Raw genomic sequence first — 15,271 nt, 5'->3', positions numbered from 1 at the left:
TCCAGGACAACTGATTCAGAAAATGGTCACATTTCCCTGATATTCATTTCTCAATAAACCGGCCATCGAACACAAAATAGCGCCGTCTGCCATCAGAATCCCCGAGTTTGAACGTGCTCATCGCCCCTTTCGGAAAATTCACAAATTCGGTGGTGCGCCATCCTTCGATCGTCACCTCGGTCTTGACCTGCCCCTCGTTTTCTTCCTTTCCGGGTGTAACTGTCAGTTTCGGATAAACCGGCCAGAGCTTGGTGGATTTTCCGCTTGGGACATCGATTGGCTCCAGATCGGTCCACTTGACCGATGAGTTGGTTTTTTGGGATTCGCGCCAAAGCTTCCATAGTAGAACTTGAGGCAGAGCACGTCCAAAGGGCTCGGAATTGTCCGTCCAATACCGAAACGTTTCGCCTTCAACTTGAAAATCATGATCCGGCATCTCGATGACGGCTCCCGTGTACCGCACGATGCGCTCACGCGGTGGATCAACCGAAATTAGATCACGAAATTGAGACTAATCACCGGGAAGTCCCAATACTCCATTATAATGAGGACTCGCCGAGTCCGGTGATTGAAAGTCAGGGATTGGAAGCCCCGCAAAATTGATTGCGTTAACTGTAACCAGGGCTGATAGATGCTTACCTTTCTCAACACTTGCGAACGGAACTACGATAGTGCTCTCGCTCGACATCACCCGCTGCTTCACCTCCGCCAGATTTATTACCAAATCACCTTTAAACAGATAGTCGGCCGGGACTTCATCGATTTCAAATTTTTCATCATAAATTTTATTTTCATCGTATAAGTCTGGAAGATAGGTATGTTTCAGACGAAAATCCAACATCACATCCTTGCCTCCGCCTCTCCTAAAAAAGGTTGCTAGCCAACCGAGCTTGATTTGCGTAGCTTCGTGTTTCTTCGAAACGACAGTCACCTCTCGATAGATTTCAGTATTCGCTCTTTGTCCGCTGCGTAAGGTAATATGCGGGAATTTCATCACGCGAGACTCACTTGCTAGAGACAAGCGTCGCAATAGGTCATTTTTTTCGTCTTTACTCAACATTCGTCCGCTCTCTGGTAAAGGATCTTGTGTGGCGACGACCATCAGATCAACGGACGCGAGCGTTCGGTCATATACTTCAAGCTGATCGCTTTCTAGTTGGTCAGGGGGAGTAGATTCTTCTAATACTTCTACAATCTCCCCATCTGCTTTCCCGAACGCTATTGAAGGTGACGATTTGACCGTTGCCAATTCACATCCCGTGAAAGCGATCAACGTAGTCGTTAATAACAAAGCGCAACTCACCATTGCCTTAAACGACAAGGAAGCGTTCGCCACCGGTTGATTTTTCATCAAATACTTAAGTCTCATCTTCATTTCCCTGAGTTTTCCTTTACGTGCCATCGAAATCGATCCACCAATCCAAGTTTGAGATTGCTCCAATAAATCTAGTAGGAAGTTGCCATAGCGATGCCGTTCGCTCGCTGATCCGACTGCACGTGCATCGCAAACCCGCTCACGATCCGCTGCCCAAGATAAGCTGAGCAGATGCACTACCGGATTCCACCAAAGCAGTGCCTTTGCCAAAGATAGTAGCACCGCCACTCTGGAGTCACCGGCGTGCAAATGCTCTGCCTCGTGCTTGATCGCCCACGTGCGATGCAAATTCTCGGACGATTCTAACAGCCAGGTCGGGATCACTATTTTCGGCTTATAAAATCCCACCACGCAAGGGCTCACCACCTCTGTAGAAATCCGAAACTGATCGCGTCTTAAATCGCCGCGTTTCAATGTTTCCCATTCCCCATCAACGACCTCGCGCGTCGACGAAGCCCAACGAACCACCATCGCTTGACGAATGGAAATCCACACCAGTCCCATCACGCTCCCAGCGATCCAGACGAAACCGGCAGTCGAGAGAAGATCGATTTGATTCGCTTCTGGAATCGACGGTGAAATCATTTCTGTCCGTTCGGCTGGAACCTCAGACGGAGCCTTGCGTTCGAGATGAATGGTCCAATCCGGTAGCGGCGATTCAGTTGGCACGAATTCCCCCATTGATGTTGCTTGAGCGGATTCTTCCGATCCAGCAGGCAATTTAGAATGACCAGAACCCAGCCGCATTGCCGAAATCCACGGCAATACGCAAATGGCACCGATGCCAACTGCCGCGACATACGCCCGCTTCGCGGGATCACGCATTAATCTGCAAGCCATCCAGACTAGAGCTGATAGCAATGCCGTGTGCAGCGCAAAGTTCAGCCAGAATGCCGGAAATTCATAAATGATCGAATTCATAACACTGCAAGAGTTAGACATACCTATTCTTCAACCCCTTCAAATCTCACAGCAATAACCTTGAAGTTATCACCAGCCCCATCAAACAAACGCACAAGGAATACATAATTTTTTCCATAAACAGTTTCAACCAAGTCTCCTTCATCGTCCGCCGAATCACTTAATTCCAGCGCACAAAACACATTCGTCCATTTGGACAATTTCACGGAAAAGTTTGGAAATTTATTCCATGGCTGTGCCTTTACCCCAGAATCCACTTCAACAGTCTTCAGTTCAATCGGCGCAAAGCTCGGATTTTTTTCCTTACATTTCGCCTTAATCGTTTCGAACTGATCTGCACTGAAGAAACCTACAATTTCGGGTCTACGATAAAAATTTTTTCCTACAGCCGATTGATCTCCACCGTAATTGCTCGGAAGATCCGTGGAATCGAAAAACTCCCCGGAAACGCGGATCTTTCCAGGAATCGTTCGATCCGCAGCTCCAGAATGATCAGCTGCCTTCAGGGTCATGAGCGCGGTTACATATTTACCCTCTTCCTTCTGATTAAATTGAACAACTGCCGTCTCCCCATTCACCATCTCATAACCACTCAACTTGGCCATATTAACAACCAAACCACCATGATAATGGTAATCTTCTGGCAGTTTTTTCGGATTTCCAAAATCATATAGATCAGACAAGTAAGTGTGACGGGATTCGATCTCTAATATCGCTTCATCTCCATGATTTACGGCCCTAACCTCAGTATGCCAACCAAGCAGATCAACGTTATAGTCATCACCTTCGACACCCCATATTAACTCACGACTGATTTCGATCGTCGCCTTTTCCCCACTGCGCATGGTGACAGTTGGAGCCACGATAATCTCGTTTTCTGGCAGCGCTTTTAATCGGGTCATGAGAAGCGCTAGCTCTTTTTCATTCAAAGACTGTCCGGCTTCAGGAATTGGATCTTTAGTGGCAACCAGTTTCATCGCGAAATAGAGCTGAGGCAGCATCAAGGACCTTTCTTCGACCATTTTCGTCTCTGCCGGTGGCGCGGCTTCGCTTATCACCGAATCGATAGTCGGAGCCTCTACGACTCCGTCTTCTGGCATATCGTTTGCATCCGCCCATGCAATTCCCGCACAGGACATTGCGAGCCCGCTCGAGATTGCGATTGCAACTGTTGCCGCTTTGAAGATTGCCGTCATTTGGACGACCGGTTGTCTGTTCACCAATGAAATAAGCCGCCGCTTCATTCTCCGAAACTCCCCGGGTGTCGCCATCAGAACAGCGCCGTTGACCGAACAGGACAAGGTCTCGGATAATTCTAGTAGAAAGTTGCCATAGCCTCGACGGTCCTCATCCCGCGCCGTCGCGCTGGCATCGCAGGCACACTCCCGTTCGCTTGCCCAAGTTCTGCAAAGCAGATGGACCATTGGATTCCACCACACGATCGCCTTAGCACAGGATAAAAGCACTGCGACCCGCGAATCGCCGCATCGTAGATGCTCCGCCTCATGACGGATTGCCCAATCCAGCTTGGTATCATCACGGAGTTCGAGCAAATGCTTTGGAAGCACGATCCTTGGTCTGAAAAAACCGACCACACAGGGGCTAACCGCCGCAGTCGTTACACGGAATTGCCTCGGCTTCAAACCGTGATGCCGGATTTGCCTCCATTCCTCATGGTCCACTGCTTGAGTCATTCCAAACCAACGGAATACCCGCGCCTGGCGGATCGAAATCCCTAACAATCCCAGCAACATTCCGCTAAACCAAATCACGGCAACCACAGCCCATGGATCGACCTTTTGCTGCTGACCGCGCGCGGGGGACTCAGGTATCCTCACGGGCGTCTGTGAGAATTCTTGAGCGGCACGCTCTATCCGAATCGTCCATTCGGGAATCACTGAACTCGAAGGTATCGCCTTCGAGTTCACAGACTCCGAAAGCACAGCCTCCGATACCGGAGTTGAAATTTGCGGATTCAACCGCATCGCTGAGATCCACGGCAAGACACCAATGGCACCGATACCGACTGCCGCGACAAACGCCCGCTTCGCGGGATCACGCAACAGAAGGCATGCCAGCCCAGCTATCACTGAAAGCAAAGCGCTGTGCAGCGCGAAGTTTAGCCAAAACTCCGGAATCTCGTTCAGGAGTGACTTCATTTTTCACCACCTTTCTTTTCCTCCAGCAGTTTCCGCAATTCGCTGATCTCGTTTTTGGAAAATCCACCATCCTCCACCAAGCAACGCATCATCGATAGGGCGGAACCTCCGAACATGCGCTGCTTCAATTCTTTCAAAATCCGGCCGCGACCCCGTTTCTCAGAAACCAAAGCCCGATACTGAATCGACCGTCCTCCCCCCTCACGCGCGATCCAGCCCTTGGCTTCCAATCGCGATAACTGGGTCTGCAAGGTGTTGCGCGTGATCGGTTCGTCGCGATCCGCATTGACCAGGCCCAACAAATCCGAAGCGGCTACAGGCTGCTTTTTCCAAATCCGGTCCATCAAGGCCTGCTCCGCTGGCGACAAGGCTGGTAAATTTCGATCGCTCATACCCGCCTTTTTGACGACATCCGTCGGCATGTCAATCCACAAAGACGACAAATGTCGTCGTTTGATTTTTTATCCAATCATCGTGAACTTGCTGAACGCTCGGAAAAATCATCCACTCACCGCATTCCCCAACCTAACATGAAGTCGTTTCTCAAACTCATCGGTGCTGCTTGCCTGGGTTTGGCAGCGCTATTGGTTTATATCAAACTTCGAAACGGAACGGACGATGAGATTCACGCAATCTATCAGGATCCATCCAAACCAACCAGGTCACTGAAAAGCACCATGGGTGATCTTTCATTGGCAACCTGGATACGGTCGAAATATCTCCATTTGCAGATAACGGGCGAAGTCAAAGAGCCTGGAGCCATCAGTGTTTCACCTAAGACCACACTCTCTGATTTAATTGACCGAGTCGGCGGACCCACAGCATTGGGAGATATTCAACATACTCAACTTACGCGAGATGGCATAACGAATATCTATGATCTCAGTCGGGCAGAATCGGCCAACTTACCTTTGATGACCGACGATTCGATCAACATTCCGCCACTGTCTGCGATGTCGAATTGATCCAAATATTCACTTTGGATTAATTTACTATTCACACATCGGAAATTTACCTACAGAATGGCTGCAGCCTAGTGCGAGCGCAGCGGCAATAAGGATCCGGGGGGAGCCGAGTTGTTCCGCAAGTTGGTATTCTAGGCAAATATTTGGCGCGGGTCTGGAAACGGATCCGCGCCTTTTAGTTGGCGGTCAGCATCTCAATCAAATGGAGTTGGCCTTGCTCGTGCTTGCTGCGGGCGATGGTCGCACTCCTTGGTATCCTGTTGTTTCTGGCAATCGCTTATTTCGCGTGTGACAACCGGAAGGCGATCAACTGGCGAACTGTCGGAGTGGCTCTAGCACTTCAAATCGGGATCGGCGCCTTCGTTTTCGGAGTTCCGCAGGGGCGATCCATCCTGGAACTGGTGAGCGATCGCGTTTCCGATACCATCGGTGCCGGAAAAGCGGGCGTTGATTTCCTGTTCGGACCGTTAAGCCAGGACGGGAGCACGAGCCTCGGATTCATCTTCGCTTTTCGGGTGCTGCCGATGATCATCTTTTTCTCATCACTCATCGCCGTGTTGTATCACCTCGGCATCATGCAAAAGGTGATCCTCATTTTGGGCGGAGGACTGCGCGCGGTGCTGAAAACCAGTCGCGCCGAATCCATGTCTGCCGCTGCAAATATTTTCGTCGGCCAGACCGAAGCTCCGCTCATCGTGAAGCCCTACATTTCGCGAATGACTCAATCCGAGTTATTTGCGGTGATGGTTGGAGGTCTTGCGAGCATTGCTGGATCGGTGCTCGCCAGTTACGCAGCCATAGGCGTGGACATGAAATTCCTGATTTCCGCATCCTTCATGGCGGCACCAGGCGGCCTGCTTTATGCCAAACTGATGAAGCCGGAGGTCGACAAGCCCCGCGAATCCCGACTCGACTTCGCGGAAGGCGACGAAAAACCGGCAAATGTGGTCGACGCAGCCGCCCTCGGTGCAGCAAGCGGACTGAAGCTGGCATTGAACGTCGGGGCGATGCTGTTGGCCTTCGTCGGACTGATCGCGTTGATTAACCTGCTGCTCGGCGGCATCGGAAACTGGATTCACCACCCCAGCCTGAGCTTGCAGGAGATCTTCGGATTTGTGTTTTCGCCGGTAGCGTGGGCGACGGGCATTCCATGGTCTGAAGCCTCACAAGGTGGCACCTTGATCGGACAGAAACTCGCTCTGAACGAATTCGTCGCCTATTTCGAATTCATTCAGTATAAGTCAGCCTTGACTCCAAAATCGCAGGCAATCTGCTCCGTCGCGCTTTGCGGATTCGCCAACCTTTCATCGATCGCCATCCTGCTGGGCGGGCTCGGCAGCATGGCTCCCAACCGGCGCGCCGACATCGCACGGCTCGGGATGAAAGCCGTGCTCGCCGGCACGTTGTCGAATCTCACCAGCGCCGCCATCGTTGGATTTTTCATTTCCTGAAACCCTCACAAGGGCCGTGCGTAGGTATCGCACCGGTTATGCCAGCCTGGCAGCCACTTCGCTTCCGCGCGTGCAGGTGGCGAATTGGAAACCCGGCGGGACAGAACCCGCTTGGCAGAGGCCGCGAATTCAGCCGCAGCAGCTGGCCCAGCCGATACCTCATGCATGCCACCGAGCACCTGCATCAGTCCCCAGCCCTGACCGTTGTAGCGCTCGGAAGTTTGCGTTCCGTCGCCCTTGAAATTCACATAATCGATCAACGCATAAGTCCCCTGCGGTGTGGTCGCGACCTTGTGGTAATTGCCCGAAATCTTCGCCCGCTCGCTCGCCGGTGCCGCCGACAGGATCTTCGGCAATGCGGCGCGCGATCTGGAAATGATGAAATCCGTCTGAAGCTCCACATTGGCAGCCAGCCAGTTACGCAACCCCGTCATGCGACCGCTGTTAAATTCCGCCTGAAACGCCGCGCGGGTTTTCCAAGGCGCATTGCGTTCCATCGCGATTGGTGGAGGATTCGCTCCGTGGCTTTTGGCAAATGCGATGAACAAGGGCCAGCTCTGCTCAAACCGACCGTTGAACCCGGCGGGATACCAGATGAAATGGCCTATCCCCAGCGAAGGGAATTCCTCGCCGCTATTCCATGCGGTCAAACCAGCGACGGTGCCGCCACTTTCATTCTGCCAGATCTTGCGACCGATCGCGGCTTTTTGGGTCGCCGAAAGCTGGCTAGCAGCCACAGGCGCAGAAGTGGGCGGCCCTCCCGGAGCACAGGCGCTCAAGGCGAGAATGAGGGCGAAACACGGCAGGATGGTAGCTTGCATGACTCCTAAAATAACGCCACTCTGCGCCGAACGACAAGTTTTGCTAAACAAGTCACCCATCTTCCATCCATGAGCCGTATTCCTTGGGAAAAAGTTCTCGCAGTCACTCCGTTTGATATTTTCAAGCTGTTCCTGACCGCCGCCATTATCCTGTTCGTCAACAAGATCCAGATCTTCAACGATCGACTATCCGCCTTGCTGATCGCCCTCCCCCTCACCTCGGTGTTGGCCATGATCTGGATGCACCACGGAGGTCAATCGTCCGAGCGCATCGCCAACCATGCCGGAGGCACCTTCTGGTTTGTCCTGCCGACCTTGCCGATGTTTCTAATCATGCCATGGATGTTGCGCCACGGTTGGACTTTCTGGCCCACCCTTCTGGCCAACTGCCTGCTCACCGCAGGCTTTTTCTGGCTCACCGTGTTCGTACTCAGACGGTTTGGCATCGACTTGATGCCGAAATAATCGTCCTCTTTGCGGCAGCAATCTCACACTCCTCACCAGTTTACGCTTGCCAAGCAAGCCATGAACTGCTTTGACCACCGGTCCGGTCACCACCGAACACCCCAAACTTGCACTTTGTTTTGAGCGAAAAAGTCCCGCCCATGCTCCCTGATAACGTTATCCCGTTCGAGCAGGCGCGTCCCACTTCGCGATTTCCCGGCTCTCCCATGAAAAGCGATCTTGTCGAAAAGGCTTCTGATATTGTCCCCGATCCACTCGTACTGGTCAATCTGGTCTCCCAGCGTGTCAGACAATTGAACAGCGGTCGTTCGCCCTTGATCCCAACCCGCCCAAGCATGGGCGTGGCTGATATTGCCCTCACTGAAATCATCGAAGGCAAAATCAAGCTGATCGAAAAGAGCGCTCCTTGAGTTCGCGACCCTTTCCTGACCCATCCCGATCCCCATGAGCTCGGAAATCGCAACCAACCGCAAGGCCGGCCGCGATTTCCATATCTTGGAGAAATACGAGGCCGGGCTGGAACTCAAAGGCACCGAGGTCAAATCGATCCGTGCCGGGAAAATCAATGTTTCCGATGCCTTCGCCCGCGTCGAAAACAACCAACTTTTTTTGTACGGTTGTGACATCCAACCCTGGCTGACCGCTGGTGATTGGTACAACCATGCTCCAAAACGCCCACGGCGTTTGCTCCTGCACAAACGGGAAATCCTGAAACTGGCATCCGCCACCGCGATCAAAGGCTGCACCCTGCCGCTTTTGCGCATGTATTGGAAGAACCGCCGGGTGAAGGTCGAGATCGGCGTTGGCAAAGGCAAGACCCACTCGGATCAACGCCAGGACCTGAAGGAAAAGGTCGAACTGCGCGAGGCTCAGCGCGAAATGGCCCGCTTCAACCAGCGGATGTAATTTCCCAACACCCCAGCCTGCTGGCTAGGGTTCTTCCACCGGCACAGCTTTCGGCGGGATGGTCGGCGATTCCTCTTCCTCCACTGGTGTCGCACGCGGCGGCACTGTATCTGGGTCTTCCACAGGTTGAGCTTTCGGCGGAACTGGCTCAGACTCCGGAGCAGCGGGATTGACTTGATTTTCCTCAACCGGAACGGCTCGTGGTGGGACCGGCTCTTTGATGACCTGTCGGTCAGGGTAGGTCTTGTTCGGCTTGACCAAAATCGCCTTGGGCGGAGTTTCAGGCTGCGGCTCAGGTGCCTGGCTCACTTCTGTCTCTGGAGTTGGCGTCGGTTCGATTTTCACCTCCGGCGGTGGGGCGTTTTTTCGCATGCGGATTTCCACCCGCCGATTCGGCGCCTGCTGATCCACATCCCCTCCCGTCACCAGCGGACTGGCCTTGCCAAATCCTCGGGTAATGATCCGGTCACCTTTCATCCGCAGTGATTTCACGAGGTAATTTTTCACCGCATCCGCCCGCTTTTTCGACAACTCCAGATTGTAGGAATCACTACCCACCAAGTCGGTGTAGCCCTCGATCCAGCAATAAAGATCCGGATTCAAATCGATCAACATTCCCAGCTTCATCAGCCCAACCTTAGCGCTTTCCCGCAATTCGGAACTGTTGAATTCGAACAGCAAATCACTCGGCAACATGGTTTTCTTCCCGACCAACTCATTGGCCGGCAATCCAAGGAGATCATCCAACGAAGCCAGGCCATCCAGAGTGCCCTTTTCCACTTTGCCGTTCGCCCCCTTTTTCAGCAGTTCATCCGTGTAACCACTTAGCTGTAAATCATCTGCCTGTATCGATCCCGGATCAATCGTCACCTGACCGATGGCTCCAGGAATCAAAGTGTCCTCCATTTTACCCAGCTCGGGCAGATTCGAGTCGAGATCCATTCCGGAGGAAATATCGATGGATGGCGCGTCCGGAGATCCAGATGCGGCAACCGGGTCCGCCATCTCGATAGCGAACTTCTCCTGCTCCACATCAGGACGCATTTCCAGCTCCTGATCCTTCGGCAAGGCTTGCAGAATATCGACATCCTCGAGCATCGAAGTCATGTCCGGCTTCGGAATTTCCACCTCTTTCGTCGGCGGAAGACTCGGGAAATCCCGTGGTGTCTCCTCCACATTCTGGACGATCACCGGCCCGGTTTCCAAATCGGTGGAATCCTGGATCCCCAGGGCGATCTGGATCCGATCGAGCGCAAAAAAGACCAACACATGCAGCAGCAGCGAGAGAATCATCGCCACCGCCGCCCACCAACCCAAGCGGCTCGGCTCGCGTGACCGACCGTGGGTCTCGCGCAGCACATTTTCCCATGTGTTGTTTCTTGCCACATCGGCACTATACGCGCTGCAAACAGACTGGCAATGCCGCGAATCATGTGCTAGATCGCATCGGCGATTTCCTAGAATGCCAGTTGAAACCTCACCTTATACGACATCATGGCTGCTAAAAAAACTGCGAAGAAAGCCGCGAAGAAAACGGCAAAAAAAGCCGCTTCCACCACCAAGGCCGTAAAAACCGCAAAAAAAGCGGCCAAGAAGGCGACAGCAAAAGCCGCACCGGTAAAAAAGCCAACTCCTCCTTCACCCGATGAAATCGCGAAGGCGGCCTATCTAAACTACCGTCGACGTGTCGAACTCGGCCTACCCGGCGATAGCGATGGGGATTGGCTCGAAGCCGCAAGCCAGCTTTCCAAGGAATCTTGAAATTCCCGACCGTTCCCGCTTGGACGAATGGGCATCGGAGGGCACAGTCGCCTGCGTGAACTCCTGCTCATCAATCGGTATTGGCTTGGCTGGATTCGGGACCGTCGGTTCCGGAGTCTGGAATACCCTGCAGCGCAATGGCGACCTCATCACCGGCCGCACCGGTGGAAATGTGGTCATGCACATCGCTAAAATCCTCGTTCGCGATCTTGCAAAAACTCGCAGCACCACCACCGATGCCCCGGCGGAAATGTTCACCACCGACTGGCACGCGCTGGTCAGTGACCCAGCAGTCGACATCGTGGTCGAGCTGATCGGCGGCACCACCGACGCTTTCGACATCGTCGCCGCCGCCCTTCGGGCGAAAAAACCGGTCGTCACTGGCAACAAAGCTCTCTTGGCCGAGCGCGGGCCGGAATTGTTCGCCATTTCCCGGGAAACCGACACACCGATCCATTTCGAGGCTGCGGTGGCCGGCGGCATTCCGATCATCCATGCGGTGCAGGCCTCGTTCATTGGCAATCGCATCAAATCCTTTTCCGGAATCATCAATGGCACGTCGAATTACATCCTCGGCCGTATGACCGATGCCGGGCTGAGCTTTGCAGCAGCCTTGCAGGAAGCGCAAAACCTTGGCTACGCCGAGGCCGATCCCGCATTGGACGTGAACGGCTGGGACGCGGCGCACAAAGCGATTTTGTTGGCCGCGCTGGCCTACGGTTTCACCGTCGATCCGGAAAAAATCCATGTTTCAGGGATCGAGCAAGTGCGCCCGACCGACATCACCTTCGCCAAAAACCTCGGTTACGTGGTGAAGCTGCTGGCGGTGATCCGGGAACATCCAAGCGGCGCGGTCGAGCTGCGCGTTCAGCCTTCTTTCATCCCGCAAGCCCACATCCTTGCCTCGGTCCACGGCGTGTTCAACGCCATCGCCGTCCACGGCGACGCGGCCGGAGAGTCCTTGTTTTACGGTCGCGGCGCAGGCCAGGACCCAACCGCTTCGTCAGTCGTGGCAGACTTGGTCGAGGCTGCCCGCACGCTGCGACAGCCCAGTGGCCACCGCGGATTCCTGCCCTATCAGGAATCGGGCGAACTGTTGCCAGTGGAAGAAACTTCGACGCCGTATTACGTGCGATTCGATGTCACCGACCGCCCTGGTGTGGTCGCGGAAATCGCGCGAATCCTGGCCGACCACGGCATCGGGATTTCGGGAACTCACTCGCCGGTGAATCCATCCAACCCGGATGCCGATTTCGTCGACATGGTGTTTCTGCTCCACACCTGCACTTTCGGCAAATTGCAAGGCGCGCTGCACGCCGTCGAGGAACTCGATTGCGTGAACAGCACGCCGGTGGTTTTCAGAATTGAGAGCCTCGCTTAAGCTTCCGGCTCGGACACTACCACTTCTGGCTGCTCAACGGGCGGCCAGGTGATGACTTTGGTCTTCGCCCATTGGTCACCCAAGCGGCGGAGGCCGATCGCTTCGTTTTTGTTGATCAAAAGCACGATCAGCTCGACCCATGAGAAAAACCAAACGCAGAGGGATGCATTGCGAATCGCCCCTGCCTTCCAGTTGCCGGAAAGGCTCTCGCCTTCTTCGGTGACCGCTTTGGTTTTAACAGCCTTTTTGCCAATACTCTGGCCATCAAGGAACGGCAGCGAATCTTTCACCAGGACATAACCTACCGAAAGCAGGAACCCAAGCGCACCACTGAACCTGCCAAAGACCGCGAAGATCAAAATGGCAATCACCATATCGATGACCCCGCCAACAACCCGGCTACCCAAGGTCGCCTCACCAATCCGAGGCACGATTTCCTCTTCAGGTTCAGCCTTGGCAGGAGACGGAGCCATGGATGGATCCCCCTTTGGCGGTGGCGGCGGTGGAGGTGCTTCTCCGGGCGATGGGTGATTGATCGACACTGGCGGCAGCGATGGCGCGGGCACCTTCGGCAGAGAAGGCGGCGGCATGCTTGGCTTAGGCAGCGATGGCTTCGGTTGATCGTTGGTCGGTTCAGAATCGGAATCCATAGTTCAATATCGGAATGCTCTCAGTCCAAACACATTTCGCCGGGATGACGATCCAAAATCGATTTTCCGGTGAATTGCTGCAATTCGCCCGATCGGCGCACCACCTCTTCACTTGCTTGTTGCGCCCGCAACTCTGAGTCTGCCGCTGTTCATGTCGCTCATCTCCGCCACCGAAATTCGCCTCGCCTACAGTTATCAAACCTTGCTGGACGGCGTCACGCTCGCTGTCGCCGCCGGCGAAAAGGTCGGATTGGTCGGCCGGAACGGCTGCGGCAAAACCTCGCTGCTGAAAATCCTGACCGGCGAACAAAATGCGGACTCGGGTGATATTTCGCTGCGGCGCGGCATTCGCATCGGCTACCTGCCCCAGGAATTCGAGCTCGATCCCTCGCTGACCGTGCAGGAAAACATCGCCGCAGGAGCAGCTGACATCGTCGAAGCCATCCGGCGCTACGAAGCGGGCGAAGGCACGGAAATCGAGCTCGCGGAAGTGCTGCATTTCATCGATCACACCGATGGCTGGAATCTCGATGCGCGCATCAAAGCCGCCGCGACGGCCCTCGGCACTCCGCCGCTCGATGCACCGGTCGGCCCGCTCTCGGGTGGAGAAAAACGCCGCGTCGCCCTGTGCCGCGCGCTCGCCTGCCAGCCGGATCTGCTTTTGCTCGACGAGCCGACCAACCACCTTGATGCGGAATCGATCCGCTGGCTCGAGGATTATCTCAAAGGCTTCGGCGGCGCGGTGATCTTCGTCACTCACGATCGGTATTTCCTCGACGTCATCGCCACCCGCATCATCGAGATCGATCAGGGCAAAGCGTTTTCCCACCCCGGAAACTACACCGCCTACCTGGAATCAAAAGCGATTCGGGCGCAGATCGCCGAACAAACCGAACGCCGCCGCCAGCGGTTTTTGCGCACCGAGCTGGAATGGGTGCGCTCCGGGGTCAAAGCGCGCGGCACCAAATCGCGGCATCGATTGGACCAGTTTTACGAAGTCGAGGGCATCGAAGCCCCGCCGGAAGAGCGCGAGATGGACCTGCTCATCCCGCCGCCGCCGGACCTCGGCAACGTCGTGGTGGAACTGGAAGACGCCGGCATCAACGTCGGCGATGAACGGTCGCCGCGCTGGTTGTTTCGTCATCTGACGCTCAGTCTGCGCCCGGGCCAATGCACCGGCATCATCGGTCGTAATGGCGTCGGCAAGACGACCTTGCTCAAACTTTGCCTTGGCCAGATTACTCCGAGCGAAGGCACGGCCGTCGTTGGAAAACGGGTCAAGGTCAACTACATCGACCAGACGCGGATGCAACTCGATGGAACCGGCTCGCTGCTCGACGAAATTTCCGACGGCAACGAAAAGGTCCAGTTCGGCGATCAAACGCTGGGTGCCCGCGCCTACCTGCGGCGGTTTCTTTTCAACGATCAACGCATCAACGAACGGGTCGATCTCATGTCCGGCGGCGAGCGCGCGCGCTTGATGTTGGCGAAGGTTTTGAAAAACGGCGGCAACGTGATTGTCCTCGACGAGCCGACCAACGACCTCGATTTGCCATCGCTGCGGATGCTGGAGGAAGCGCTCGCTGACTATGATGGTTCTGTGATCGTCGTCTCCCACGATCGGTATTTCCTCGATCGGATTTGCGACCAGATCATTGCCTTTGAAGACGACGGCGTAGTGTTGCAGGAAGGAAATTACTCCTACTATTTGGAAAAACGCCAATCGCGCGAAGCGGCGGCGAAAGCGCAGGCGTTGGCGTGGAGCAAGAAGGCGAATCCAGCGCCCGCCCGGCCTGCCAAAAACAAGCCCCGCAAGTTGACCTTCAAAGAGCGGGCTGAACTTGAGACCATGGAGGAATCCATCCTCGCAACTGAAGAGGAAGTTTCCGAGCTCGAAACCAAGCTCAACGACCCCGCGTTCCAAGCTGCGAATTTCAACGAAATCCCGGTCATGGTGGAAAAGCTCGAAGCCGCCAAAACCCACGTCACCGGTCTTTATGCCCGTTGGGAAGAGCTGGAAGCCATTCGCGCGGAAAATCCGGAGTAAGTCGAACGACAGGACCGCGTTAGGTTTCGCCCTTACAGGGCTCAATATCATTGGTGACACCAATCCCAGGGCCATGCCCTGGGCTATTTCATCCTGCCCCGATGGGGCATCCCGTAGTCCATGATTCCATGCAAACGGGCATCATTGGAAAAGTAAACGGGCCGCCAAATTTCACATCCTCGGGTCACAACGCCCAAACCCGCCAAACCCGCCAAACCCGCCAAACCCGCCAAACCCGCCAAACCCGCCAAACCCGCCAAACCCGCCAAACCCGCCAAACCCACCAAACCCACCAAACCCACCAAACCCACCAAACCCACCAAACCCACCAAACCCACCAAACCCACCAAACCCACCAAACCCACCAAA

The 15,271-nt window shown here is 54.7% G+C and carries 16 protein-coding genes; 9 read left to right on the top strand and 7 right to left on the bottom strand.

What is annotated here, in order from left to right; genetic code table 11:
* Positions 1-43: 43 nt before the first annotated feature.
* Genes JIN85_RS10090 through JIN85_RS10075 form a run of 4 tightly spaced genes read right to left on the bottom strand, consistent with a single transcriptional unit; the run spans position 44 to position 4,877 of the window.
* Positions 44-463: a hypothetical protein gene (locus JIN85_RS10090; protein ID WP_200270251.1), complete on the bottom strand. Its 420-nt coding sequence runs from the start codon at positions 461-463 to the stop codon at positions 44-46.
* A gap of 48 nt (positions 464-511) precedes the next feature.
* Entirely contained in the window at positions 512-2,296 is a 1,785-nt protein-coding gene (locus JIN85_RS10085; protein ID WP_200270249.1) for a M56 family metallopeptidase, read from the bottom strand.
* Between the two features lie 23 nt (positions 2,297-2,319).
* Complete coding sequence (locus JIN85_RS10080; protein ID WP_200270247.1) at positions 2,320-4,455, bottom strand: M56 family metallopeptidase; 2,136 nt, start codon at positions 4,453-4,455, stop codon at positions 2,320-2,322.
* Entirely contained in the window at positions 4,452-4,877 is a 426-nt protein-coding gene (locus JIN85_RS10075) for a BlaI/MecI/CopY family transcriptional regulator (protein WP_200270245.1), read from the bottom strand. Before JIN85_RS10075 ends, JIN85_RS10080 begins: the two co-directional genes overlap by 4 nt.
* A 108-nt stretch (positions 4,878-4,985) precedes the next feature.
* Here JIN85_RS10075 and JIN85_RS10070 point away from each other — a divergent pair, with 108 nt between their 5' ends.
* A complete protein-coding gene (locus tag JIN85_RS10070; protein WP_200270243.1) occupies positions 4,986-5,420 on the top strand; it encodes an SLBB domain-containing protein in 435 nt (144 codons plus the stop codon).
* Positions 5,421-5,647: 227 nt separating this feature from the next.
* Positions 5,648-6,871 (top strand): NupC/NupG family nucleoside CNT transporter, encoded by a 1,224-nt coding sequence (locus JIN85_RS10065; protein WP_343225489.1) that lies wholly within the window; start codon positions 5,648-5,650, stop codon positions 6,869-6,871.
* Positions 6,872-6,876: 5 nt separating this feature from the next.
* Here the strand turns inward: JIN85_RS10065 and JIN85_RS10060 are convergent, their stop codons facing one another.
* Positions 6,877-7,692 (bottom strand): hypothetical protein, encoded by an 816-nt coding sequence (locus JIN85_RS10060; RefSeq protein ID WP_200270239.1) that lies wholly within the window; start codon positions 7,690-7,692, stop codon positions 6,877-6,879.
* A gap of 69 nt (positions 7,693-7,761) precedes the next feature.
* Here JIN85_RS10060 and JIN85_RS10055 point away from each other — a divergent pair, with 69 nt between their 5' ends.
* The 3 genes from JIN85_RS10055 (at position 7,762) to smpB (ending at position 9,063) form a co-directional block, all read left to right on the top strand.
* The gene (locus JIN85_RS10055; RefSeq protein WP_200270237.1) at positions 7,762-8,157 is read left to right on the top strand and encodes a DUF3147 family protein; all 396 of its coding nucleotides are present in this window, start codon (positions 7,762-7,764) and stop codon (positions 8,155-8,157) included.
* A gap of 206 nt (positions 8,158-8,363) precedes the next feature.
* Positions 8,364-8,567: a DNA-directed RNA polymerase subunit omega gene (locus JIN85_RS10050; RefSeq protein WP_200270235.1), complete on the top strand. Its 204-nt coding sequence runs from the start codon at positions 8,364-8,366 to the stop codon at positions 8,565-8,567.
* Positions 8,568-8,601: 34 nt separating this feature from the next.
* Complete coding sequence (smpB, locus tag JIN85_RS10045; protein WP_200270233.1) at positions 8,602-9,063, top strand: SsrA-binding protein SmpB; 462 nt, start codon at positions 8,602-8,604, stop codon at positions 9,061-9,063.
* A gap of 24 nt (positions 9,064-9,087) precedes the next feature.
* Here the strand turns inward: smpB and JIN85_RS21950 are convergent, their stop codons facing one another.
* Entirely contained in the window at positions 9,088-10,449 is a 1,362-nt protein-coding gene (locus tag JIN85_RS21950; protein WP_200270231.1) for an OmpA family protein, read from the bottom strand.
* A 108-nt stretch (positions 10,450-10,557) separates the two neighbouring features.
* On the opposite strand from JIN85_RS21950, the gene JIN85_RS10035 reads away from it, so the two are divergent.
* Positions 10,558-10,824, top strand: a complete 267-nt coding sequence (locus JIN85_RS10035; protein WP_200270229.1) for a hypothetical protein — start codon at positions 10,558-10,560, stop codon at positions 10,822-10,824.
* Positions 10,825-10,843: 19 nt separating this feature from the next.
* Entirely contained in the window at positions 10,844-12,205 is a 1,362-nt protein-coding gene (locus JIN85_RS10030; RefSeq protein ID WP_234047354.1) for a homoserine dehydrogenase, read from the top strand.
* Here the strand turns inward: JIN85_RS10030 and JIN85_RS10025 are convergent.
* Positions 12,202-12,855: an RDD family protein gene (locus JIN85_RS10025; protein WP_200270227.1), complete on the bottom strand. Its 654-nt coding sequence runs from the start codon at positions 12,853-12,855 to the stop codon at positions 12,202-12,204. The two genes, JIN85_RS10030 and JIN85_RS10025, sit on opposite strands and share 4 nt — an antisense overlap.
* A gap of 151 nt (positions 12,856-13,006) precedes the next feature.
* Here JIN85_RS10025 and JIN85_RS10020 point away from each other — a divergent pair, with 151 nt between their 5' ends.
* Together JIN85_RS10020 and JIN85_RS21360 are read left to right on the top strand one after the other, a co-directional pair.
* Positions 13,007-14,902, top strand: a complete 1,896-nt coding sequence (locus JIN85_RS10020) for an ABC-F family ATP-binding cassette domain-containing protein (RefSeq protein WP_200270225.1) — start codon at positions 13,007-13,009, stop codon at positions 14,900-14,902.
* A 128-nt stretch (positions 14,903-15,030) separates the two neighbouring features.
* Positions 15,031-15,271 (top strand): hypothetical protein (locus JIN85_RS21360; protein WP_234047353.1); only part of this gene is annotated, 241 nt, incomplete at its 3' end.

It is taken from the genome of Luteolibacter pohnpeiensis, assembly GCF_016595435.1.
GTDB lineage: Bacteria > Verrucomicrobiota > Verrucomicrobiia > Verrucomicrobiales > Akkermansiaceae > Luteolibacter > Luteolibacter pohnpeiensis.
The sequence above is the reverse complement of the archived record's forward strand: the minus strand, read 5'-3'. Positions and strand labels throughout refer to the sequence as shown.

What these genes read in the sequence shown, in the direction of transcription:
- JIN85_RS10085 (WP_200270249.1), bottom strand. Translation starts at nt 2,296, where the DNA reads ATGAATTCGATCATTTATGAATTTCCGGCATTCTGGCTGAACTTTGCG.
- JIN85_RS10080 (WP_200270247.1), bottom strand. Translation starts at nt 4,455, where the DNA reads ATGAAGTCACTCCTGAACGAGATTCCGGAGTTTTGGCTAAACTTCGCG.
- JIN85_RS10075 (WP_200270245.1), bottom strand. Translation starts at nt 4,877, where the DNA reads ATGCCGACGGATGTCGTCAAAAAGGCGGGTATGAGCGATCGAAATTTA.
- JIN85_RS10070 (WP_200270243.1), top strand. Translation starts at nt 4,986, where the DNA reads ATGAAGTCGTTTCTCAAACTCATCGGTGCTGCTTGCCTGGGTTTGGCA.
- JIN85_RS10060 (WP_200270239.1), bottom strand. Translation starts at nt 7,692, where the DNA reads ATGCAAGCTACCATCCTGCCGTGTTTCGCCCTCATTCTCGCCTTGAGC.
- JIN85_RS10055 (WP_200270237.1), top strand. Translation starts at nt 7,762, where the DNA reads ATGAGCCGTATTCCTTGGGAAAAAGTTCTCGCAGTCACTCCGTTTGAT.
- JIN85_RS10050 (WP_200270235.1), top strand. Translation starts at nt 8,364, where the DNA reads ATGAAAAGCGATCTTGTCGAAAAGGCTTCTGATATTGTCCCCGATCCA.
- smpB (WP_200270233.1), top strand. Translation starts at nt 8,602, where the DNA reads ATGAGCTCGGAAATCGCAACCAACCGCAAGGCCGGCCGCGATTTCCAT.
- JIN85_RS10035 (WP_200270229.1), top strand. Translation starts at nt 10,558, where the DNA reads ATGGCTGCTAAAAAAACTGCGAAGAAAGCCGCGAAGAAAACGGCAAAA.
- JIN85_RS10025 (WP_200270227.1), bottom strand. Translation starts at nt 12,855, where the DNA reads ATGGATTCCGATTCTGAACCGACCAACGATCAACCGAAGCCATCGCTG.
- JIN85_RS10020 (WP_200270225.1), top strand. Translation starts at nt 13,007, where the DNA reads ATGTCGCTCATCTCCGCCACCGAAATTCGCCTCGCCTACAGTTATCAA.